Source organism: Janthinobacterium breve, assembly GCF_051380895.1.
In the GTDB taxonomy this organism is placed as follows: domain Bacteria; phylum Pseudomonadota; class Gammaproteobacteria; order Burkholderiales; family Burkholderiaceae_D; genus Janthinobacterium.
In genome coordinates this window covers 60052-82893 of record NZ_JBNYXY010000002.1, presented here as the reverse complement: position 1 = coordinate 82893, position 22842 = coordinate 60052, and the positions used below count along the sequence as shown (strand labels likewise).

Below are 22842 nucleotides of genomic sequence, written 5' to 3'. Positions count from 1 at the left end.
TTACTGACTTGCTGAAACCGGCTGACTGGTTTCTTATTGCACGACGTGCTTGGTGGTTTGCGCGACATCAAAGTCCGCTTCCGTTTGCGGGATCAGGCCAGCCTTGCGGGCGGCGTAGAACTCGGCCATGACTTGTTCGCGTGTCACCTTGCTGGCGGCGGTGGCCGGCGTTTTCGGGTAGTCGACTTCGCTGGTGGCGATTTCACCGGCGTTGCGGGCACGGATATATTCGGCTGTGACGTCGGCGCGCGTCAGTTGCTGGCTGGCGGCGACTGGCGAGGCGCTTTGTGCGAAAGCCGAGGTAGCGGTGGTAATGGCAAACAATGCTGCGATGAGTGATTTGGCTTGCATGATGAAACTCCAATATGTGCATGATGGCTGGGTGGATGGGCCGGCTCGCCACTTACCGGTCGGTTCGGCGGCAGGGCGCTGGTGGGCGCCCTGCCGCCGATGAAGCAGTTTCTGGATGAGAAAATGCTTACTTGAATTAACTATAGCAATGAATAGTACATTTGTGAAGTAATATTTTAAAATATTTGTGCGATGCCGCATTTCCCCGGGGGAAATGCCGTGCAGGCGTGCGCCGCTGGCCAGGGCAGGGGAGTAAGCTGGATTTTTTATCAACGGGAGTCAGCCATGAGCGGCAGCACACTCGATCCGGATAATTTGCCCGTCACTCCCGACCGCGTACTGGGCAGCGGCCATGGCAAGGGCGCGCTGGGGCCCAGCGACAGTTCCGACAGCGGCAGCGACATGCAGGGCGTGCCTGGCCAGGATGCAGAAGAGCTCGATAACGACAGCGATGCGGCCGGCACGGGGGAGCGGGCCGGCGTGGAGCCCCACAACGGGGCACCCGATGGCGGCTACATCGACGTCGATCATGTCGAGCGCCTGGCGCCCGTGCCGCCGGCAGAGAAGGGCGAGGGCGAATTGCCTCCATGAATTACTGTCTCTCCTGCGCCATCAGCGTAAAATGCAGGCAAGGCGGCGTGCGCGTCGCCATGGCCAGCCGGCCGGCACAGGATAGGATGTCAGAGGATGCAAACGCAGATGTCGGAAGAGAAAGAAAAAGACTTGATGTTGGTGTACCGCGAGACGCGGCCACGCGAGTTTTTTGGCGAAAAAAGTAACACCAATCACCTGGCCTGGAGTTTGCTGGTGGTGTTGCTGGCGCTGGCGTTCTGGCTGGCCGTGGCCCTGGCGGCGACGGAAAACCAGCGCAATGCCCTGGCAACGAAGGCTTGCCAGGATCGCGTGTTCCCGGCGGAAATCGACACTTCTTGCCTGAAGCAGGTCAAGTCGCGCGATCACTGGTGGCAGCATGTGGGCCATGCGCTGGTGCGGATGGGCGCCTGAGCCGGGCGCAAGCTGGCTGAACGACCAGGCTGAATCTGGCGGCGGCGAAGGCCGCTGCGGTGATACGGTGATGAAGCGATAGTGCGGGAGGCGCCATGCCACGCGATCACTCGCGCGAGCAGCCGCAATGGCTGCTGGCGCGCCACAGTGCCTTGACGGCGCGCTAGTTGCTACGCGCCTATGGTTTGCTATGCCTGTTTTCTCTGGCGATTGCCGCCGCCTTTGCGCTACGTGGCCTCTGGACCATTCTCGCCTTTTCGTTCGCCGAACTGGCCCTGGTGGCCGTCGCCCTGCTGCATTACCTGCGCCATGCGCGCGACTATGAACATATCGTCCTGCGCGACGGCGAGCTGATCGTCGAACAGGTCAGCGCCGGCCACTGCCGGCGCCACCACTTTTCCCCATGGCGCACGCGCGTCGGCGTGCCGCACTGGCCGCGTCAGTTGATACACATCCATGATATCGGCGCTGGCGGCGCGCGGGTGGATGTGGGCGTGTTCGCCACGCCCGAACGGCGCCGGCAAGTGGCGCAGGAACTGCTGGCCCTGTTGCCACCGCCCTTGTCGCCGCCGTGAACGCCTTACACGGCCCGCGACGGGCCTTCCCACAGATTGATATGACCTTCACGCGCCTGCACGTCGATGGCCGCCAGTTCTTCGGCCGTAAACGTCAGTTGCTGCAGCGCGGCCACGTTTTCGCGGATTTGCGCACTGCTGCTGGCACCGATCAGGGTCGAGGTGACTCTTGCATCGCGCAGCACCCAGGCCAGCGCCATCTGCGCCAGGGTCTGCCCCCGCTGCGCGGCAATCTGATTCAGGGCGCGCACGCGGGCCAGGTTTTCCGCGCTCAGGTGCTTTTGCAGCAACGAGCCGCCGCCGGGGCGGTTGACGCGCGCATCCTGCGGCACGCCGTCCAGGTACTTGTCGCTGAGCAAGCCCTGCGCCAGCGCCGTGAACGTGATGCAGCCCATGCCTTGCGCTTGCAGGGTATCGAGCAAGCCGTCTTCCTCGATCCAGCGGTTGAGCATATTGTAGGCAGGCTGGTGGATCAGGCACGGCACTTTCCACTCCTTCAGCAGGGCGGCCGCCTCGGCCGTCTTTTGCGGCGAGTACGATGACAAGCCCACGTACAGCGCCTTGCCCTGCTGCACGGCGGTGGCCAGCGCGCCCATGGTTTCTTCCAGCGGCGTGTCGGCGTCGTAGCGGTGCGAGTAAAAGATGTCGACGTAATCGAGGCCCAGGCGCTGCAAGCTCTGGTCCAGGCTGGCCAGCACGTATTTGCGCGAACCGCCGCCCTGGCCGTAAGGGCCGGGCCACATGTCCCAGCCCGCCTTGGTGGAAATGATCAGCTCATCGCGGTAGGGCAGGAAATCGTCGCGCAGCAGCTTGCCGAAATTGCTTTCCGCGCTGCCATACGGCGGGCCGTAGTTGTTGGCCAGGTCGAAATGCGTGATGCCCAGGTCGAAGGCCGTGCGCAGCATGTCGCGCTGCGAGGCCAGATGGTTGCTGTCGCCAAAGTTGTGCCACAGTCCCAGGGACAGCAGCGGCAATTTCAGCCCGCTGCGCCCGCAGGTGCGGTATGGCATGCTGTCGTAGCGGTTTTCGGCGGCGTGGTAAGTCATGGCATCTCCCGGTTGAATGAAGCGCTTATTTTCGCGCAAAATCAAGGTGGGCGTGCGTGCTCCTTGCGCGCGACCGGACGCGCCTTACAATAGGCGTTCAGGAGTCTCGCAAGGAGCGGTCATGGAAATCGAATTGAAATTGTTGCTGGCGCCGCAAGATGCGCCGCAGCTGCGCGCACACCCCCTGCTGGCGCAGACTGCGCAAGGTGCGCCGCAGGTGCTGCAGATGCACGATATCTATGTCGATACGCCCGATTTGCAGCTGTGCCGCCACCAGGCGGGCTTGCGCGTGCGCCAGGTGGACGGGCGCTGGGTGCAAACCTTGAAGGCGGGCGGCAATGTCAGCGGCGGCCTGCACAGCCGCCATGAGTGGGAAGACGACGTGCCCGGGCCGCAACCGGATCTCGCTGCGCTCGACTCTGCCATCGGCCGCAAGCAGCCCATCCGTGCGCTGCTGCGCCAGGATGCCATCCGCGACGCCTTGCAGCCCGTGTTTACCACGCGCATCGAGCGCACCGTATGGCAGCTGCGCACGCCGCAGGGCGACCAGATCGAATGCGTGCTGGACCAGGGTGTCATTGAAAGCGGTGCGGACGGCGCCGCGCGCAGCGTAGCCGTCAGCGAGATCGAGCTGGAGTTGAAGCAAGGACAGGCCTCCAGCCTGTTCGACATGGCGCTGGCCTTGCTGCAGGACGTGCCGCTGCAACTGGGCCACATGAGCAAGGCGGAGCGCGGCTACCGCCTCGCAGCGCCGCAGCCTTTGCGCGCCGTCAAGGCCCTGCCCCTGGCGCTCGACGATGGCATGACGGTGCAGCAAGCCTTCATCAACATCTGCGGCAATTGCCTGGAACACGTAAGCGGCAACCAGGATGGCGTGGCGGGGGGCGAGGATGTGGAAAGCGTGCACCAGATGCGCGTGGGCTTGCGCCGTTTGCGCTCGACGCTGGGCATGTTCAAGTCCCTGCTGGCGCTGCCGGAGGCGCTGAAGAGCGAACTCGACTGGCTGGGCGGCGCGCTGGGCGAGGCGCGCGACTGGGATGTATTGGCTGGCAATACGCTGGCGCAACTCGATGGCGAGGCGCAAGCCGCTGCGGCGGCGCTGGCACAGGCGGCGCACGCGCAGGCGCGCCTCAAGCACGTGCAAGCGGCCCAGGCCGTCACCTCGGCGCGTTACACGGCTTGCATGCTGGGCTTGCAGCGCTGGCTGCAGGCGCGCGCATGGCGCGACAGTTGCTCGACGCGCCAATTGCGGCGCCTGGACGTGCATATCTGCCCGTTTGCCCGCGCTACCCTGCGCAAGGATCAGCGCCGCCTGTTAAAGCGGGGAAATGACTTGCCGCAGCTGGCGCCGCTGGCGCGCCACAGGGTGCGCATCGCGGCCAAGAAAGCCCGCTATGCCCTTGAATTTTTTGCCTCCTTATATGACGCCGGGCAAGTCAGGTCCTACGTGAAGCGGCTGTCCGTCTTGCAGGACGAGTTGGGCTGGCGTAACGATATCGGGGTGGCGGACCGCTTGCTGCGCGCGCTGGCCGAAATGCAGCCTGATCTGTTGCCGCATGCCGCCTATGCGCGCGGCTTCCTGGCGGCGCAATTGCAGGGGGGGGCAGGCAAGGCGCTGGCGCGGCCGTGGCGGCGTTACGCGGCCGCCCCTTTGCCGTCGAAGGGCAGCATCGGGCAGGCCTGACAAGCTTGCCGTGCCGCCATAGTTGAAACCATCTCCCGCTGGCACTTCTCAAGAGCGCAGACGGCGTTGATCGTCGTTGCATGGCGCAGCATGCGCGCGGCGCTGCACAAATCTTTCCAGGTCCGTGAGCGTCAAAGGGCGGCTGAAGAAGTATCCCTGATAAGCGCGACAACCGTAGCGCGCCAGGAAATCACGTTGTGCCAGCGTCTCGACGCCCTCCGCGATGACTGCGATGTTCAGGCTGCGAGCCAGGGCGATGATGGTTTTGGCGATCGATGCGTCGCTAGGGTCATGGGTCACGTCGCGGACAAAAGACTTGTCTATCTTTAACTGGTCCAGCGGCAAGCGCTTGAGATAGGCCAGGGAAGAATAGCCTGTGCCAAAATCGTCGAGCGAAAAACCGACGCCGTGCGCTTTGATTGCAGACATCTTGGCGATCACGCCGCCGACGTCCGACACCAGCAGGCTCTCGGTCAGCTCAAGCTTGAGACGATGTGGGTCGGCGCCGCTGCAGGCCAGGGCGAACAGCACCTGATCGACAAAATCGTCCTGGTTGAACTGGCGCACGCTGACATTGACCGCGATGCTCAGATGGCGCATGTCGGGGTGTGCGGCCCAGGCGACCAATTGTGCGCAGGCCGTTTCAAGCACCCATTGTCCCAGCGGGAGGATCACGCCGATTTCTTCGGCCAGCGCAATGAAGTCGCTTGGCGGCACCAGTCCGCGCAGCGGGTGTTGCCAGCGTACCAGCGCTTCGACTCCGGTAACGCCGCCATGGTGGTCGATTTGGGGCTGGTAATGGAGTATCAACTGCTGGCATGGAATGGCGTCGCGCAAGTCCGTTTCCAGCGCGGCCCGTTCCAGCATGGCCACCTCCATGGCGGGATCGAAGAAGCGCAAGGCATTGCGTCCCACCGCCTTGGATTTGTACATGGCCAGGTCCGCCTGCTTGAGCAGATCGTCGATGCTGGTCAGATTGCCCATGAAGAGTGTCGCGCCGATACTCGAGGTGCTGCGGTGGGTAACCTGGTTGAGCCAGTAGGTCTGGCTCAGTTCCTGCAGTATCTTGTTGCCGACGATATCGACCTGGGCCGCCGCCTGTTCCGCATTCACATGCAGGTCCGTCAGCATGACGACGAACTCATCGCCGCCCAGGCGGGCCACGGTGTCGCCTGCGCGCACGCAGCCGACCAGGCGCCGCGCGACTTGATTGAGCAACAGGTCGCCCATGTCGTGTCCAAGCGTGTCGTTGAGCGTCTTGAAATTGTCCAGATCGATGAACAGGACGGCGCCATGGTTGCCGCTGCGCAGGCTGGCCTTCTTCGCCTGCTTCAGGCGGTCCAGCAGCAAGATGCGGTTGGGCAACTTGGTGAGTTGATCGAAGAAGGCCAGTTGCTGTATTTGCTTCTCTGTCTTCTTGCGCTCGGCCCGCCGCAAGCGGTGCCGTTTTTGTATGATCAGCAGCCCGAGCGTGCTGAAGATGGCGACCAAACCGAACAGGACGCTTTGCGCATACAAGCTGTGGCGCCACGGCGCGAACAAGACCTCGGTGTCGCGGCTCACGGCGATGCGCAGCGTCGTGCCGAACAGGGTCGCGCTCGATGGCACATGGCGCTCGGCGACCATGCGCTGCTTGTCGGCGCCACGTGGTAGCCCGGGCATCCGGGTGTCAGTCCGGCGCGAAGAAGCCAGGTACAACTGGCCGTCTTCGCGTGAGATCGAACTATGGACATCGCGCGCATAACGAATCGAATCGAGCAGGTCGGAGAAGTAGGCGGGCGCCAGGCTGACCAAGACGATGCCGCCAAAGCCGCCCTGAAACCCGCTGATGCGGCGGCACAGGCTGATCGCGCCGGGAGCGGCGGTATTGCCCGGCGGCGCGCTAACGTGCAGCAATTGCGGATCGGCGAGTCGCATGGCTTTCTGGAAGCAATCGTTTTGCCGGAAGTTTTGACCCGCCATGCCGGCGTCGCTGCCCGCCACCACCTGCCCGTCAGGACCGATGACGAGGATGGGGCGGATGCCGATCAGCGCATCGTTGATCACTTTGAGCGAGTGATTCGCCCGCCGCAGGTGATCGCCTTGCGCTTGCCAGGCCGCCAGTTCGTCGATGATGCTGTCGATCACGCGCTTGCTCAACTTCAATTGCGGCGTTAAATTCTTTTCCACGATTTCCGCCTGCATCGCCAGTCGCTCGTGTTCCTGCGTATCAATCCGGTGATATTCCTCGTACTGGGTGAATGCAATGAAGCCGGCCAGTGCCGACAACACCATGGCGTGGATCAGCCATTGCTGGAAAAAGTGTTCATTTTTAATGTGCTGCGGTGCGGACATGGAAGGTAGGGAAGGTTCTGGCGCGGCAGCCCGTTGCCACTGGCTTGCTTCGGCCCGGATGGCCAAATGCTTTTGTTGCAAATGAGAAAGTGTAGCGGGGCATGCGTAAGCAAAATGTAAATTGCTTGGTCGGGCACGTAAATGTTTCGTAAATTCCGGACCTATCGTCCCGCCGCCATTTGCAGGGGCAGTGCCAGAAGGGGGGAGGGGTCTGCTGGCCAGGTGCGCCGTGCCGGCCTGGTCCAACTTGGCCAGCGTCACGCGCTGATGTAGATCATGCGTTCACATGTAAAAAAGGAAGTTATTACCTTTCGGTAAAAACTTCCTTTGGAAAAATATGACAATTTTCATGTCATATTTTTATGTCAAAATGTCGTTGACGTTGACAAGAGAAACGCGTTTAAGCGAAGTTCTTGGCAACGAATTCCCAGTTGACCAGGCCCCAGAACGTTTCCACGTACTTGGCGCGCAGGTTGCGGTAATCGATGTAGTAAGCGTGTTCCCAGACGTCGCAGGTCAGCAGTGGCTTGTCACCGGTGGTCAGCGGGCAGCCGGCGTTCGAGGTGTTGACGATGTCGACGGAGCCGTCGGCTTTTTGCACCAGCCAGGTCCAGCCCGAACCGAAGTTGCCCACGCACGACTTGGTGAATTCTTCCTTGAACTTGTCGAACGACGACCATTTGGCGTTGATCGCGTCAGCCACGGCACCGGTAGGTGCGCCGCCGCCGGCCGGCTTCATGCCGTTCCAGTAGAAGGTGTGGTTCCATACTTGCGCTGCATTGTTGAAGATGCCGCCCGACGATTTCTTGATGATCTCTTCCAGCGACAGGTTCTCGAACTCGGTGCCCTTGATCAGGTTGTTCAAGTTCGTCACATATGCCTGGTGATGCTTGGCATAGTGGTATTCCAGGGTTTCTTTCGAAATATGCGGCGCCAGAGCGTCCATTTCATACGGCAGTGGTGGCAGAGTATGTTCCATGTGATGTCCCTTTGTGGTGAGTGTTCGGAGTCTTCCGGCCCGGGGCCGGAGGGTTGAGCCTGCGTGCTTGAACCAAGCATTCTTGCTGAACGAGCCACTATTGTAAAGCGGATGCGCCATTGCTGCAGATTCCCGCATGCGTTGCCGATGCTGGTAGCGTATTGATTCTCGTTTAGCTTAAGTCGCGAGGAAATGTTCCCCGCCGCAAGCCTCAGCGGATGCGGCGCGTAGTCTCGCGCACGATCAGTTCCAGCGGCGGAATGGCCGCCTGCACGGCTTCGCCGTTGATCAGTCCCAGCAGCGCTTCGGTGGCGATGCGGCCGATGTCGTACAGGGGCTGGTGGATGGTTGTCAGCGGTGGCGTCGTGTAGGACGAGCCGGGCAAGTCATCGAAACCGACGAGCGAGATATCGTCGGGCACGCGGATGCCCTTGCGGTACAGGCACAGGCGCACGCCATAGGCGGACAGGTCGTTGGCGGCGAAGACGGCGCTGAATTGCTGCTGCGTATCGAACAGATGGTTCATGGCCAGCATGCCACTTGCCTCGTGGAAATCGCCTTCCACCATCAGCTTTGGGTCGATGGCGATGTCCGCTTCGCGCAGCGCGCGCTGGTAGCCCGTCAGGCGCTCGGCCGCATCCGTGTTGTTGGCGGGGCCGGAGACAAAGGCGATGCGGCGGTGGCCCAGTTCCACCAGGTGGCGCACGGCCAGGTAAGCGCCGTATTCGTTGTCGAGCTTGAAGCCGATGGCACTTTTGGTCGCCAGCGTGCGGCCCGTCGAGACGATGGGCCGCTGCTGCGAAAAATCGAGCACGCTCTGGTCCGAGATGCGCCCCGACAGCAGGATGATGCCGTCGACTTTCCTCGCCAGCAGCAGGCGGATGCGGTCGGCCTCTTCCTGCGCATTCCAGTGCCCGCTGACGATGACGGACGCATAGCCCGTGTCTTTCAGGCCGTCGTCCACGCCGCGCAGGCTTTCGTCGAAGAAGGGGCTGGAAATATCCTGCACCACGATGCCGATGGTCATCGAGCGGCCCTTTTTCAGGCCCTGCGCCATCTGGTTCGGCGCGAATTTCATGTGCGCGATGGCCGCCAGCACGGCGTCGCGCTTGTCGTCGGATACCTTGGCCGTGCCGTTCAGGATGCGTGAGACGGTGCTGGGCGAGACGCCGGCCTGGCGGGCCACGTCGAGCAGGGTGGAAGGGGGAGCAGCGTGGGCGCTATCGTTCAAGGTGATTCCTGGGTGTCAAGATGGCTGGTTGTCAGTGCTCTGAAAACCTTTTCAGTGAAAGGTTACCATAAACGGAGGCGATGGCTGCAGGTGAGCCTGGCCGGAACGGTGTAAGTCGATACGTGCCGCACGACAATGTGCGCGATGATGTGCTGGCGTGCCCATTTTGCTTGTTGTGAAAACGTTTTCACAAAAAACAACAGCAACGCAGGCACGCTGTATTTTCACCTTTCTCATAGGAGAACAAGCGCCATGGCGCTCCTCTTGCCACGCTGTCCTCAATAAAAATGACAACTTTTTCGGTTGACTTGGTTTTCTTTGCGGTGTTAAATGGAGTCATGTTGTGAAAACGTTTTCAAGATAGAAGACGCTCAATAAACGGAGATGAAATAATGAAGTCAAGCATCCTTGGCGCGGCCCCGCTGGCAGCGCTGGCCCTGGCCTTTGGCGTGGCCGCCGCGCCCGCAGCCGTTCCGCCTGCCGCAGTGCTGCCGGCGCTGGTCCCCGCCACGATTACCGTCGCCTCCTTCCCTGACCTGGACCGCGCCGTCAAGACGGCCTTGCCCCTGTGGGAGAAGCTGTACCCGCAAGTGAAGGTCAAGCTGGTCAGCCTGCAGATCGATGACCACCATAACTCGATGACGACGGCGCTGGCGGCCGGTGCGCGCCTGCCTGACGTGATGGCCATCGATTTTCGCTACGTCGGCAGTTTCGCCGAATCGAAGGGCATGGAAGACTTGCTGCAGCCGCCTTACGGGGCAGGGCAGTACCGCGCCCAGTTCGTGCCGTTCACCTTCGTGCAGGCCACCAGTTCGCGCGGCACCCTGGGCGCCATGCCGGCCGACCTGGGACCGGGCACCCTGTTCTACCGCAAGGACTTGATGGACAAGGCGGGCATCAAGGAGGCCGACCTGACCGCCTCGTGGGAGTCGTACATTGCCGCCGGCAAGAAGCTCAAGGCAGCCACCGGCACCTATCTGCTGGCCGGCGCCAGCGACCTGGCCGACATTTATATACGCGCCAATTTGAAGGATGGCGAAGGCATTTATTTTGGCGACAAGGGGCAGGTGCTGGTCGACTCGCCCCGCTTCGTGAAAGCGTTTGAACTGGCCAAGGCGGCGCGCGTGGCCGGCATCGATGCGCGCACCGTGGCCTGGACGGGCGAGTGGGCCGAAGGCTTCAAACGCGACAAGGTGGCCAGCCAGATGATGGGTTCCTGGCTCAGCGGCCACCTGGCCAAATGGCTGGCGCCGGCTTCCTCCGGCCAGTGGCGCGCGGCGAACCTGCCGGCCGGCGCGCTGGCGTCGTATGGCGGCTCCTTCTACGGCATCCCGAAAAAGGCGGCGAACAAGGCGCAGGCGTGGGAATTCATCAAGTTCATGACCGTCAACAAGGACATTCAGTTGCACTCGCTCAAAGAGATCGGCGCCTTCCCGGCCCTCAAGGCGGCGTATGCGGACCCGATGATGGACGAGCCGCAAGCGTATTTCGGCGGCCAGAAGACGCGCTTGCTGGCGCGCGACACGGCAGCGAAAATTCCCGTCATCCGCGTCGATAAGTTCGATGCCGTGGCGCGCGACATCGTCAACATGGAACTGGAAAGCGTGCTGGCGCAAAACAAGGATATCAAGACGGCCCTGGCCGACGCCAAGGCCCTGATCACCCACCGCGCGCGGCGCTAGGAGCAGCATGACTACCTCCATGCCTTGTACCGAGGGTGCGCCCGCTGCTGCTGCAGCGAGGCCCGCCAGGAAACGCTTCAACATGAAGAAGTGGGCGCCGTACATTTTCATCAGCCCCTTCTTCATCCTGTTCGCCGTCTTCAGCCTGTTCCCGCTGCTGTTTTCCATCTATTTATCGTTCAACCAGTGGGAAGCGGCCAGCGGCGTGGAAGCCATGCAGTGGGTGGGCCTCGATAACTACAAATATGCGCTGAGCGATCCGTGGTTTTTGCGCTCGCTGGGCAATACCGTCTGGCTGGCGCTGGCCTCGGGCGTGCCGCAGCACCTGGTGGCCATTCCCTTGGCGGCCTTCATCCACAACAGCTTCAAGCGCTCGCGCAACCTGGTGATCGGCATTTACTTTTTACCGTTCATCACCTCCAGCGTGGCCATCGCCATGGTCTTCAATACCCTGTTCTCGCGCGACTATGGTCAGATCAATGTGCTGATCCAATGGTGCGCCAGCCTGCCGCTGGTGGGCGGTCTGTTCCCCGCTGAGTCGATTGACTGGCTGGGCAGCTCGCTGTTCATCAAGCCGGCCGTCGCCTTCGTCATCTTCTGGCGCTACCTGGGCTGGAACCTGGTGCTGTACCTGTCGGCGCTGCAGGTGATACCGAAAGATTTGTATGAAGCGGCCACCATCGACGGCGCCTCGAAGCGCCAGCAATTCTGGTACATCACCTTGCCGCAGCTGCGTCCCATGATCTACCTGGCCGTCACGCTCACCATCATGGGCAATCTGCAGCTGTTCGAGGAACCGTTCGTGCTGGTGGCCGAATCGAGCGGCGTGAGCCAGTCCGTGATGACGACGGCCATCTTCGTCTACAAGACGGCGTTTTCCTCGGGCGACTTCGGCACGGCGTCGGCCATTTCCTGGCTGCTGTTCCTCATCATCGCCAGCACCACCTGGGTGAATAACCGCATCTTCAGCCGCAACGAACGCAAGGAGGCCCGATGAAAACTACCCGCTGGACGGCCTACGCCATGGTGGCCATCGGCGCCCTGATCATGGTCGCGCCGTTCTACTTCATGTTTGTCTTCGCCACGCACACGAGCGCGGAGATCTACAGCCTGCCGCCGCCGCGCTGGTTCGGCACGGCCTTGCTGCACAACCTGGAACTGCTGCAGGAACGCCTGCCGTTCTGGCGCAACATCGGCATCAGCCTGTACGTGGCCCTGATGACCACCGCGCTGACCCTGTTCTTTTGCTCGCTGGGCGGCTATGCGTTTGCCATGTACGAATTCCGCTTCAAGCGGCCCTTGTTTACGCTGGTGATGGCGTCGATGATCATCCCGTCCTTCATGAACATGATCCCCACCTTCATGCTGATGGATTTCCTGGGATGGCTGGACCAGCCGCGCGCCCTGTACGTGCCGGGCGCGGCCGGCGCGCTGGGGATTTTCCTGATGCGCCAGTACATCGGCACGGCAATTCCGAAGGACTTGATCGAGGCGGCGCGCATCGATGGTTGCGGTGAATTTGCCATCTACTGGCGAGTGGTGCTGCCGCTGATCGGCCCTGCCATGGGTACCCTGGGCCTGATCACCTTCATCAACTCGTGGAACAATTTCATCACGCCGCTGGTCGTCATGCGCTCGGTCGAGAATTACACGATCCCGCTGGCGCTGCGCAGCATGCAGGCGCCGAACAACACGGAGTGGGGCGCGCTGATGACGGGCGCGGCGATTGCCGTGCTGCCGCTGCTGCTGATGTTTTTTGTCGCCTCGAAGCGCCTGATCGAGGGCCTCACGCAAGGCGCCGTCAAAGGCTAGAACTCTCTTCATCCACTCACACTGACATGACCATTATGCATAACGACGATACCGATACCACCTTCCCTGCCACCTTCACCTGGGGCGTGGCCACCAGCGCCTACCAGATCGAGGGCGCCGCCGCCATCGACGGCCGCGGACCATCCATCTGGGATACCTTCAGTCACACCGACGGCAAGATCATCGACGGCAGCAATGGCGACGTGGCCTGCGACCATTACCACCGCTACGCCGACGACGTGGAACTGATCGCCAACCTGGGCGTCAACGCCTACCGCTTTTCCATGTCCTGGTCGCGCGTGCAGCCCACAGGTTCGGGCGCCTGGAACGAGGCGGGCTTCGATTTCTATGCGCGCCTGCTCGATGCGCTGGCCGCCAAGGGACTCGATGCCCATTTAACCCTTTACCACTGGGACTTGCCGCAAGCCTTGCAGGACGAGGGCGGCTGGCTCAATCGCGCCACCTGCTATCACTTCGCCGCCTACGCGGCCGAGGTGGCGCGCCGCTTTGGCCACAAGGTCGTCAGCATCGCCACGCACAATGAGCCGTGGTGCACGGCCGTGCTGGGCCACGGCACGGGCCAGTTCGCCCCCGGCATGGCCGACCCGGCCGCCGCCGTGCAAGTGTCGCACCACTTGCTGCTGTCGCACGGCCTGGCCATGCAAGCGATGCGCGCCGTCAATCCGCCCGCGAAACTGGGCATCGTGCTCAATCAATGGACGGCCACGCCGGCCACCGACAGCGCCCAGGACCGGGAGCTGGCCGAACTTGAATATGCGCGCTCGGTGCAGTGGTATATGGACGCCATCTTCAAGGGCCGCTACCCGGTCCTGGCCCTGAAACACGTCGACGCCTCTGCTTTATCTATCTTTGAAAACGATTTCACAGATATTAAACAGCCCATCGATTTCCTCGGCGTGAACTACTACACGCGCGCTTTCATGAGCGCCGAGACACCGCCGCGCAAGCCCGAGTGCAAGCTGGGCGTCAACGACATGGGTTGGGAAACCTACCCGCAGGGTTTGACGGAGTTGCTGGTGGGCCTGCACCGTGAATACCGGCTGCCGCCCGTCTACATCACGGAAAACGGCATGGCCGTCGCCGACAAGCCCGTCGACGGCAAGATCCATGACCAGGCGCGCATCGAGTACGTGCAGCTGCACCTGGACGCCTTGCGGGCGGTGATCGCGCAGGGCATCGACGTGCGCGGCTATTTCTACTGGAGCCTGATGGACAACTTCGAGTGGAACTCGGGCTATGCCAAGCGCTTCGGCATGCTGTACGTCGATTACGCCACGCAGCAGCGCAGTTTCAAGGACAGCGCCCTGTGGTACCGCGACTTCATCGCCGCGCAGCGGGCCGCGCATACTACTGATGCGCCGGTTTTGGCAGGGGAGCACTGAGATGGCCGCCATCTCGCTGCGCGGCATCCGCAAGACCTACGGCGACGGCCCGGAAATCGTCAAGGGCCTCGATCTCGATATCCACGATGGCGAATTCATGGTTTTCGTGGGGCCGTCCGGTTGCGGCAAGTCGACCCTGCTGCGCATGATCGCGGGACTGGAAGACATCAGCGCGGGCCAGCTGCGTATCGGCGACCTGCTGGCCAACGACGTGGCGCCGGCCGAGCGGGGCATCGCCATGGTCTTTCAGAGCTACGCCCTGTATCCGCACATGACGGCGCGCGACAACATGGGCTTTGCCCTAAAACTGGCGGGCAAGCCGGAAGCAGAAGTGCGCGCCGCCGTGGGCAAGGTGGCCGAGATCCTGCGGATCACGCACCTGCTGGACCGCAAGCCCAAGGCCCTGTCCGGCGGCGAGCGTCAGCGCGTGGCCATTGGTCGCTCCATCGTGCGCCAGCCCAAGGTATTCCTGTTTGACGAGCCGCTGTCCAACCTCGACGCGTCGCTGCGCGTGCAGACGCGCATCGAGCTGGCCAAGCTGCACCAGGAACTGGGCACCACCATGATCTACGTCACCCATGACCAGGTCGAAGCCATGACCCTGGGCGACAGGGTGGCCGTCTTCCACGGCGGGCACCTGGAGCAAGTGGGCGCGCCCCTGGACCTGTATCGCCATCCGGCCAGCCAGTTCGTGGCCGGCTTCATCGGCGCCCTGCGCATGAACTTTTTGCCGTGCGCTGCCGTGCCGGCACTGGCCAGCCAGCTCGGTGGCGCGGTGGGCATGCTGGTCGGCATACGCCCCGAGCATCTGCGCCTGGTGCCGCGCAATGAGGGCTACGGCGCCAGCGTGACCCTGATCGAGCAGCTGGGCGATGCGCAGATCATCCACGCAACGCTTGACGATAGCCCGCATGCGGTGGCCATCAAGCTGCATGGCGAGGCGCGCCACGCGCTGGCGCAGGGCAGTGCCATCGGCTTCGCGCCGGAAGAAGGCCATGCCTTTCTGTTCGACACGGCCGGGCGCGCCGTGGCCACCCATTGACCCCGCACGGAGGCGACATGACTTCAGATTGACACCCAAAAAATGTGCAGCAGTAGCCAAAGAGCTATGTGATCATCATTCAACCAGCGGTACAGGAGACAACAACAATGCAACAGCTCAAACGCAATACCATCGCCATCAGCCTGGCGCATGCGACATTCGCTCAGTTCATCTTGCTGGGCAGCGGCGCCGCGCTGGCGCAGGAGGTGGCCAGTACCACGACCACCACTGACACGGCAAAACCGGCAGCCGAGCAGATGGACCGCATCGTCGTCACGGCCACGCGCCGCAACACCTTCGTGCAGGAGACGCCACTGGCCGTCACCGCCTTCAACCAGGACACACTGCAAAACAACCAGGTCAAGGATCTGGCGTCGCTGGCCACCATGGTGCCCAGCCTCGTCGTCGAGCAGCATGGAGACTCGGGCGGCGTGCACGTCTACATGCGCGGCGTTGGTTCGGCCAACCACACGGAGCTGGGCGACCCAGCTGTCGCCTTCTATGTCGATGGCGTGTATTCGCCGCGTCCGCAGGGCGCCACGGCGCTGATGTACGACCTGTCCCACGTCGAGGTGGCGCGCGGACCGCAGGGCACCCTGAATGGCCGCAATTCGACGGCAGGCGCCGTCAACCTGGTGTCGGCCGCACCGAGCACGGCCAAGTTCATGGGGTCGGCCGGCATCACGGTGGGCGACAAGCGCCATTTGCAGACGCAGGGCATGCTCAATATCCCGTTTTCCGACGATATGGCGCTGCGCATTGCCGCCATCAAGGATAGCCACGACGGCACGGTGGACTTCCGCCGCGGCTCGAACGTCATGCCGGGCACGGCCAAGTATGGCGCCGGCGACCAGATGGGCGTACGCGCCTCGCTGCTGTGGAAAATCACGCCGCAGCTGCGCGGCACCTTCATCGCCGACTACTTCCTCGACCAGGGCGCCGGCAACGTCTACCTGGCGGCCGAACCGAAAGGGGGCGAGAAGCTGCGCTCGGCGCTGATCGACACGCCGGGCACCCTGGACCAGTCGATCTTGACCTACAAGGGCAAGCTCAATTACAAGCCGACGGAGGCGCTCGACTTTACTTACCTGGGCAGCTGGAGCCGTTACAAGCGCCAGAACAGCAATGATGCCGATGCGGGCCTGTTCCCCGGCTTCAAGTCGGAAAACCGCACCGACTGGGCGCAGTTCGACAGCTATTCTCACGAGCTGCAGGCGCGCTCGGACGACGATGCGCCGTTCCAGTGGGTGGCGGGCCTGTTCCTCTTCAATGAAAAGAACAAGGTGCGCTTCGATATCGACCGCAGCCAGATTTCGCAGGCTGCCGTGCAGCAGGATATCGCCAATGGCGCCGTGATCTTCGTGCAGCCCACCGTGGGCCAGTACGCTTCGTCGATGTCCTTCATCCAGGGCGACCGCCAGCTCAAATCCAAGGCCGTATTCGGCCAGGTCAGCCAGCAAGTGACGGACCAGATCAAGCTGACGGCCGGCGCGCGCTACACGAAAGACCATAAATTCGACATCGGCGGCAAGAACTGGGCATGCCCGAACTGGCCCGCGAACACGCCACTGGGCACCACGGTGCTCACTTCCGACCAGCTGCGCCAGCTGGTCACGCCTGGCACGGGCCTGGCCAATACGCACAATATCGGGCCCGGTGGCGCCATCACGGCCGCCAGCTGCGGCAATACGCCAGGCGACAATACGGCCGACCTGAAATATGGCCAGGCCACCTGGCTGGGACGCATCGAGTACAAGCTGCGCTCCGATATCTTGCTGTTCGGCTCCGTGACGACGGGCTTCCATTCGCCAGCCATCGGCGACGGCGGCGCCACCACCAAGCCGGAAAAGCTGACCAGCTATGAAATCGGCTTCAAGTCGGACCTGTTGAACCGCCAGCTGACCCTGAACCTCGATGCCTTCCTGATGAAATACAAGGACAAGCTCGAATCGCAGGTGGTCAACAGCGTGCTGGCCAACTTCAATGCGGCCGGCGCCACCGTCAAGGGGCTGGAAGCAGAGTGGGTGTGGCGGCCAACGTCGGTCGACCGCCTGACGGGCAACGCCACCTGGCTGAAAGCCGTGTACGATGATTTCATGTCGTGCGACGTCGATGCGGCGCGCGCGAATGGCCAGTCCTGCGGCTCGACGGCACCACTGGTGAACGTGGGCGGCAGCACCATGAAGCATGCGCCGAAGTTTTCCACCACGGTGCAGTACGAGCATGATTTCAATGTCGCCGGCGGCCAGCTCACGCCGCGCGCCTCGGTGCATTATGAAACCATGTCGTACGTGGGGGCGGGGGCGTTCAATGGCGACGTGCCGGGCCATGCGGGCGTCAAGCGCCAGGAAGCCTACACCACCCTGGACCTGAGCCTGCGTTTCCAGCCGGCGAACAAGGCTTACACGGTGGAAGCGTTCGTGCAGAACGCCACCGACAAGGCGGTCAAGCTCGACGTCAATGAAATCTGCACGGACGTGGGTATGCCATGCCAGCCCACGCAGCAGATCTACGGCGCCTTCTACAATGCGCCGCGCACGTTTGGCGCGCGCGTGTCGATGAAGTTCTGATGGCGTAGTGTGAAAGAGTAGTTGCAGTCCACTCAGTAGGGAAGGTGTTGGGCCGGGGAGTTTCCCCGGCCTTTTTTATGCCTTCGCTTACTCCAGGGTTGCCTGCACGCTGGCGATGCCGATCTGCGCGCTGCCTTCGGCCAGGCGCACGTTGACGTTCTGGCGCGCCTGCAGCTGCGCCGGCGAGCGCACGATGGCGCCTTTTTCGTCACGCAGGATAGCGTAGCCCCGTTCCAGGGTGCGCTGCGGGTTGAGCAGTTCCAGCTGCGCCGCCAGGCCGTCGAGGCGGTGGCGCCGCTGGCCTAGCTGCTGCGCCATGGCCGCGCCGCCGCGGCGCTGCGCTTCCAGCAGGCGCGCGCGCGGCGCCGTGACGTCGGGCCGCAAGGCGGTCCAGCGCGAACGCAGGCGCTCGAGCGCGTACTGCGACTGGTTGAGGGGAGCGCGCGCCGCATGCGTCATGGCCGTCGACAGGGCCAGCAGTTGCAAGCGCTGTTGCTGCAGTTGCGCCTTCGGGTTGAGCAGGCGGCGGTTGTGGCGGTCCAGAGTCTGTGCCGCATCGTCGAGGCGGCGGCGCATGGCGCGGCGCAGGTCGGTCGCATCGGCGCGCAAGGAGGCCAGCCAGTCGGCGCGCGGCGTGACCGCCAGTTCGGCCGCCGCCGTCGGCGTGGCAGCGCGCAGGTCGGCCGCGAAGTCGGCGATGGTGAAATCGGTCTCGTGACCCACGCCGCTGATCACGGGCATGGAACAGTCTGCGATCGCATGGGCCACGGCTTCATCGTTGAACGACCATAAATCTTCGATGCTGCCGCCACCACGGCACACCAGCAGCACGTCGCACTCGGCCCTTGTTGATGCCGTGCGGATGGCGTGCGCGATTTTTTCCGGCGCCTGCTGGCCCTGCACGGGCGTCGGATACAGGATGATGGCCACGTGCGGTGCGCGGCGCTTGAGCGCGATCAAGACGTCGCGCAGGGCAGCAGCCTGCGGGCTGGTGACGATGCCGATGCTGCGTGCGAACATGGGAATGGCGCGCTTGCGTTCCTGGTCGAAGAGGCCCTGCGCCGCCAGTTTCTCCTTCAGGCGCTGGAACGCTTCATACAGGGCGCCCACGCCGGCACGGCGGATGGCTTCCACGTTGATCTGGTAATCGCCGCGCGCGCCGTACAGGGTGACCAAGGCACGCACTTCCACCTTGTCGCCTTCGCGCGGCGTGAAGCCGGCGTACTGGGCGCGGCCACGGAACATCACGGCGCGCACCTGGGCCCCATCGTCCTTGAGGGTGAAATACCAGTGGCCCGAGGCGGCGCGCGTGAAGTTGGACATCTCGCCGGCGATCCAGGTCAGGGGGAACGAGCGTTCGAGCAGGCGCGCGACGGCCTGGTTCAGGGCGCTGACGGTCAGCACGGGCGGGGCGGCAAAGCCGCTGTCAGTCGGGGTGTCGTTCATCATCAGGCAAGGGGAAAGAAGGAAGCTGTCCACATATTATCGGCGAGGTCATGCTTATGTCATATATCGCGCAAAACAACAAGTTCTATTTCTAAGTAGTTGATTTCATGCAGTATTCCTGTATGCCTGATTTGCGTGCACAGGGAAAAAAACCTTTAATATCAAGCACATCAGTGCAGCCCCTGCCACTTACGCACAAAGTTATCCACAGAAAATGTGCGGAACTTTTTGCCTTGGACAAACGTTGCCGGACAGGCTACTTTAGGCAAAGAAAAATGCCCTGCTATATTTTTGCGCACGGAAATAAAGTGCATAGGAATCAAGCGCTTAGTATGCCATGCCTGGCCTTGCGCACAATCTTATCCACAAAAAATGTGCAGAACTTGGCGCCGGCGCGTGAATTATCCACTGAAACGGCCATGGCATGGCTTGCCTGAATTTTGCGCAGCATAAAAATAGCCATATGAATCAAGTGGATAGCATCCAGGTGTACGTCTTGCTCACAATCTTATCCACAGAATGTGTGCAAAACTGCATAAATCGTTTCGTGTTTTGTCCGGGTTCTCCACTGCATGAACAGACTGTATCGCTGCCTTATTTTTCAGCATTGGAAAAAACTCCTTTTAAATCAAGGGTCTTGTAAGGAGTCAATCGGCTTGCTCACAATCTTATCCACACTTTATGTGCGGAACTGCGCTGGCGGTGGGAAAGTGTTGTTTGAGGACGCTTTTTTGCAGGAAAAACCCCGCTTTTTACATCTTGCTACATTTTTATGCAGGGCAATAAAAACGATATAAATCAATGTACTTGGCGCCTATTCTTGCGTTTGCGCACAATCTTGTCCACAGATTGTGTGCAGAACTTTGACCCTCTCAATGTCCCTTGCTTCGCGCCGTCTGCCACTTTTTTATGCATACATTTAATTTTCTTTAAAATCAATGACTTAATTGAATTCCGGGGCTTTGCGCACAATCTTGTCCACAGTAAATGTGCAGAACTCCATATTTGTTAATTTTATGACATTGACTACTGTCGATAAGCTGCTATGCCTGTATTTTGCGCAGTACGATAATATCCATCAAAATCAATGACTTGCATGCTGGACTTCATGCTTGCTCACAATCTTATCCACACAAAGTGTGCAAAACTGCGCGCTGGCAGCGCCCGTCCGCCGCGCCGTGTAGACAAGTGTGCATGCAGGCGCCACTTGCCGCCGGCGCGGCAACGCGCTACATTGCGCCATTCCTGCGCTGACATGCCATCGTTCTTCGGCGCTCGGTACAATACAGGCTGTCCGGGCGGTCCATCGCCTTCCCTTTACCAGGAGTTTCTTTTGCTCGCTATATTTCAAGCCGCTGGCTGGCCCATCTGGCTGTTGTTGATCGCTTCCATCGTCGCCCTGGCCTTGATCATCGAGCGCCTGCTGTATTTGCGACGTGGCAAGATCTTGCCCCGCAAGCTCTTCGATGAAGTGGTGCAGGTGTATCGCAGCGGCAAGATCACGCCGGACACGCTGGCCAAGCTGGAAGATAATTCGCCGCTGGGCGTGGTGCTGGCCGCCGCCCTGCGCAATGTCGACGCGCCGCGCGAGGTGATGAAGGAATCGATCGAGGAGGCGGGCAGCGGCGTGGCCCACACGCTGGAACGTTTCCTGACGACACTGGGCACCATCGCCACCCTGGCGCCGCTGATGGGCCTGTTCGGCACCGTGGTGGGCATGATCGAAATCTTCGGTTCGCAAAACGCCAGCGGCTCGAATCCCGCACAATTGGCCCACGGCATCTCGGTGGCCTTGTATAACACGGGCTTTGGCCTGGCCATCGCCATGCCGGCCCTGATTTTCTACCGTCACTTCCGCGCCCTCGTCGACAGCTTCGTCATTGACATGGAGCAGCAAGCCGTCAAGTTCGTCGACATCGTCCACAGTGGCCGCCAATGAACTTCCGCAAAGGCAAGGGGCGTGAAGACCCCGAAATCAACCTGATCCCGTTCATCGATGTGCTGCTGGTGATCCTGATCTTCCTCATGGTCAGCACCACCTACAGCAAATTTACGGAGCTGCAGATCACCTTGCCGACGGCCGACGCCGAGCAAGCCAAGGACAAGCCGCAGCAGATCGACGTGACCATCGATGCCAAGGGCAACTACACGGTCAACCGCGAACCGGTCTCGTTCCGCGACGTGGCCGGCCTGTCCGACGCCCTGCAAAATGCGGCCAAGGCGGCCAATGGCGGCAAGGCGCCCGCGCAGACGCCCGTGGTGGTGGTCAACGCCGACCAGTTCGCCATGCACCAAATGGTCATCCACGTCATGGAAGCGGCACGCCTGGCCGGCTATGAAAAGCTGACGTTTGCGGCGCAGGCGGGTAGCAAGTAAGCTATTATTCAACCCCAATCGAAGTGCTGGGGTCAGACCCGCCGGGTCTGACCCCGGATTTTGCACCTGGGGTTATTTTTAACGTCTGTCCCCATGCCCACATCCTCCCCCGCCAAGCTTGAAACCACTCTCACCCGCGCCTGGCTGACGCGCGGCCCGCTAGCGTGCGCGCTGTGGCCCGTCTCCCTGCTGTTCGGCGTCCTGAGTTCCGTGCGGCGCTGCCTGTACCGCGCTGGCGTGCTGCAGTCGAGCCGGCTGCCCGTGCCCGTCGTCGTCGTCGGTAACATTTTTATCGGCGGCACGGGCAAGACGCCGCTGACGATCTGGCTGGTGCAAGCCTTGCGCGACGCGGGCATGCGCCCGGGCGTCATTTCGCGCGGCCATGGCAGCGCCGACCGGCTGCCGCGCCCCGTCACCGCCACCTCCACGCCGCAGCAGGTGGGCGACGAGCCGCTGCTGATCTTCCAGCGCGGCGGTTGCCCCGTGATGGTGGGGCGCGACCGCGCGCAAGCGGGCAGGGCGCTTCTGGCGGCGCACCCGGACGTCGACGTGCTGGTCACGGACGACGGCTTGCAGCATTACGCCTTGCAGCGCGACGTGGAAATCGTGCTGTTCGACGGTCGCGGCGCCGGCAATGGCTGGCTGCTGCCAGCCGGTCCCTTGCGCGAATCGCCGCGCCGCCGGCGCGACGTGACGGTGATCAATGCGCCGGAGCTGGCGCCCGATCTCGTTGCCAGGGTTGCGCCCGCAGGTGCGTTGGTCGTGCAGATGCTGCTCGATGGCGGGGAGGCCGAACGCCTGCTTGACCGCAGCGAGCGCATGCCGCTCGCCACCCTTGCCGCCAGCGGCCAGCGCGTCGTGGCGGCGGCCGGCATCGGCAACCCCCGGCGTTTCTTTGCCATGCTGTGCGGCGCCGGATTGGACTTCATGGAACTGCCCTTGCCCGACCATCACGACTTCCTCGACCAGCCATTTGCGGCACTGGAGACGGATGTGATCTTGATCACCGAGAAGGATGCAGTAAAATGTGCGCAAATTGAACATCTCAAAGATGACCCGAGACTGTGGGTTGTCCCCGTCAGTGCGCGCATCGATAGCGCGCTGGCCCAACAAATTGTGGAGAAATGTCGTGGACGCTCGACTGCTTGATATCCTGGTCTGCCCTGTTTGCAAGGGTCCGCTTGAACACGATAAGAAGGCGCAGGAACTGATTTGCCGCGCCGACCGCCTCGCCTATCCTATCCGCGATGGCATTCCCATCATGTGGGCGGACGAAGCGCGTACCCTGCAAGACGCAGTGGAATAA

Annotated in this window: 19 protein-coding genes and 1 pseudogene; 14 read left to right on the top strand and 6 right to left on the bottom strand. The window is 62.0% G+C overall.

Annotation, left to right across the window (positions count from 1 at the left end; genetic code table 11):
* Window positions 1-33: 33 nt before the first annotated feature.
* Window positions 34-351: a DUF4148 domain-containing protein gene (locus ACQ4W0_RS03125; protein WP_436575451.1), complete on the bottom strand. Its 318-nt coding sequence runs from the start codon at window positions 349-351 to the stop codon at window positions 34-36.
* A 285-nt stretch (window positions 352-636) separates the two neighbouring features.
* On the opposite strand from ACQ4W0_RS03125, the gene ACQ4W0_RS03120 reads away from it, so the two are divergent.
* The 3 genes from ACQ4W0_RS03120 to ACQ4W0_RS03110 all read left to right on the top strand — a co-directional run bounded on the left by ACQ4W0_RS03120 (window position 637) and on the right by ACQ4W0_RS03110 (window position 1931).
* Entirely contained in the window at window positions 637-942 is a 306-nt protein-coding gene (locus tag ACQ4W0_RS03120) for a hypothetical protein (protein WP_436575450.1), read from the top strand.
* A 96-nt stretch (window positions 943-1038) separates the two neighbouring features.
* The gene (locus ACQ4W0_RS03115; RefSeq protein ID WP_436575449.1) at window positions 1039-1356 is read left to right on the top strand and encodes a hypothetical protein; all 318 of its coding nucleotides are present in this window, start codon (window positions 1039-1041) and stop codon (window positions 1354-1356) included.
* A 167-nt stretch (window positions 1357-1523) separates the two neighbouring features.
* Window positions 1524-1931: a DUF2244 domain-containing protein gene (locus ACQ4W0_RS03110; RefSeq protein WP_436575448.1), complete on the top strand. Its 408-nt coding sequence runs from the start codon at window positions 1524-1526 to the stop codon at window positions 1929-1931.
* A 5-nt stretch (window positions 1932-1936) separates the two neighbouring features.
* Here the strand turns inward: ACQ4W0_RS03110 and mgrA are convergent, their stop codons facing one another.
* Window positions 1937-2977, bottom strand: coding sequence for an L-glyceraldehyde 3-phosphate reductase (mgrA, locus tag ACQ4W0_RS03105; protein ID WP_436575447.1), 1041 nt, complete (start codon window positions 2975-2977; stop codon window positions 1937-1939).
* A gap of 121 nt (window positions 2978-3098) precedes the next feature.
* Between mgrA and ACQ4W0_RS03100 the strand changes: the two genes are divergently transcribed.
* Complete coding sequence (locus ACQ4W0_RS03100; protein ID WP_436575446.1) at window positions 3099-4661, top strand: CYTH and CHAD domain-containing protein; 1563 nt, start codon at window positions 3099-3101, stop codon at window positions 4659-4661.
* 48 nt (window positions 4662-4709) lie between these two features.
* On the opposite strand, the pseudogene ACQ4W0_RS03095 reads toward ACQ4W0_RS03100, so the two are convergent.
* From ACQ4W0_RS03095 to ACQ4W0_RS03085, 3 genes and pseudogenes are all read right to left on the bottom strand, one after another.
* Window positions 4710-6089: pseudogene (locus ACQ4W0_RS03095) on the bottom strand (putative bifunctional diguanylate cyclase/phosphodiesterase); the annotation flags it as partial.
* A 1306-nt stretch (window positions 6090-7395) separates the two neighbouring features.
* Window positions 7396-7974 carry a superoxide dismutase [Fe] gene (gene sodB, locus ACQ4W0_RS03090; RefSeq protein ID WP_071078930.1) on the bottom strand — a complete coding sequence of 193 codons (579 nt, stop codon included), beginning with the start codon at window positions 7972-7974 and terminating at the stop codon, window positions 7396-7398.
* A 211-nt stretch (window positions 7975-8185) separates the two neighbouring features.
* Window positions 8186-9205, bottom strand: a complete 1020-nt coding sequence (locus ACQ4W0_RS03085) for a LacI family DNA-binding transcriptional regulator (protein WP_436575445.1) — start codon at window positions 9203-9205, stop codon at window positions 8186-8188.
* 392 nt (window positions 9206-9597) lie between these two features.
* On the opposite strand from ACQ4W0_RS03085, the gene ACQ4W0_RS03080 reads away from it, so the two are divergent.
* From ACQ4W0_RS03080 to ACQ4W0_RS03055, 6 genes are all read left to right on the top strand, one after another.
* Window positions 9598-10887, top strand: coding sequence for an extracellular solute-binding protein (locus ACQ4W0_RS03080; protein WP_436575444.1), 1290 nt, complete (start codon window positions 9598-9600; stop codon window positions 10885-10887).
* A 7-nt stretch (window positions 10888-10894) separates the two neighbouring features.
* On the top strand, window positions 10895-11884 hold the full coding sequence (locus tag ACQ4W0_RS03075) for a carbohydrate ABC transporter permease (RefSeq protein WP_436575443.1): 990 nt from the start codon (window positions 10895-10897) through the stop codon (window positions 11882-11884).
* On the top strand, window positions 11881-12699 hold the full coding sequence (locus tag ACQ4W0_RS03070; protein WP_152251754.1) for a carbohydrate ABC transporter permease: 819 nt from the start codon (window positions 11881-11883) through the stop codon (window positions 12697-12699). Before ACQ4W0_RS03075 ends, ACQ4W0_RS03070 begins: the two co-directional genes overlap by 4 nt.
* A gap of 26 nt (window positions 12700-12725) precedes the next feature.
* Window positions 12726-14102 (top strand): GH1 family beta-glucosidase, encoded by a 1377-nt coding sequence (locus tag ACQ4W0_RS03065; protein ID WP_436575442.1) that lies wholly within the window; start codon window positions 12726-12728, stop codon window positions 14100-14102.
* Between the two features lies 1 nt (window position 14103).
* On the top strand, window positions 14104-15144 hold the full coding sequence (locus ACQ4W0_RS03060) for an ABC transporter ATP-binding protein (protein WP_436575441.1): 1041 nt from the start codon (window positions 14104-14106) through the stop codon (window positions 15142-15144).
* Between the two features lie 107 nt (window positions 15145-15251).
* A complete protein-coding gene (locus ACQ4W0_RS03055) occupies window positions 15252-17714 on the top strand; it encodes a TonB-dependent receptor (protein ID WP_436575440.1) in 2463 nt (820 codons plus the stop codon).
* An 87-nt stretch (window positions 17715-17801) separates the two neighbouring features.
* Here the strand turns inward: ACQ4W0_RS03055 and xseA are convergent, their stop codons facing one another.
* Window positions 17802-19163, bottom strand: coding sequence for an exodeoxyribonuclease VII large subunit (gene xseA, locus ACQ4W0_RS03050; protein WP_436575439.1), 1362 nt, complete (start codon window positions 19161-19163; stop codon window positions 17802-17804).
* A gap of 1330 nt (window positions 19164-20493) precedes the next feature.
* On the opposite strand from xseA, the gene ACQ4W0_RS03045 reads away from it, so the two are divergent.
* From ACQ4W0_RS03045 to ACQ4W0_RS03030, 4 genes are all read left to right on the top strand, one after another.
* Complete coding sequence (locus ACQ4W0_RS03045) at window positions 20494-21099, top strand: MotA/TolQ/ExbB proton channel family protein (protein WP_436575438.1); 606 nt, start codon at window positions 20494-20496, stop codon at window positions 21097-21099.
* Entirely contained in the window at window positions 21096-21536 is a 441-nt protein-coding gene (locus ACQ4W0_RS03040) for an ExbD/TolR family protein (protein ID WP_436575437.1), read from the top strand. The genes ACQ4W0_RS03045 and ACQ4W0_RS03040 overlap by 4 nt, the downstream gene beginning before the upstream one ends.
* A 93-nt stretch (window positions 21537-21629) precedes the next feature.
* Window positions 21630-22685, top strand: coding sequence for a tetraacyldisaccharide 4'-kinase (gene lpxK / locus ACQ4W0_RS03035; RefSeq protein WP_436575436.1), 1056 nt, complete (start codon window positions 21630-21632; stop codon window positions 22683-22685).
* Window positions 22666-22842: a Trm112 family protein gene (locus ACQ4W0_RS03030; protein ID WP_010395789.1), complete on the top strand. Its 177-nt coding sequence runs from the start codon at window positions 22666-22668 to the stop codon at window positions 22840-22842. Before lpxK ends, ACQ4W0_RS03030 begins: the two co-directional genes overlap by 20 nt.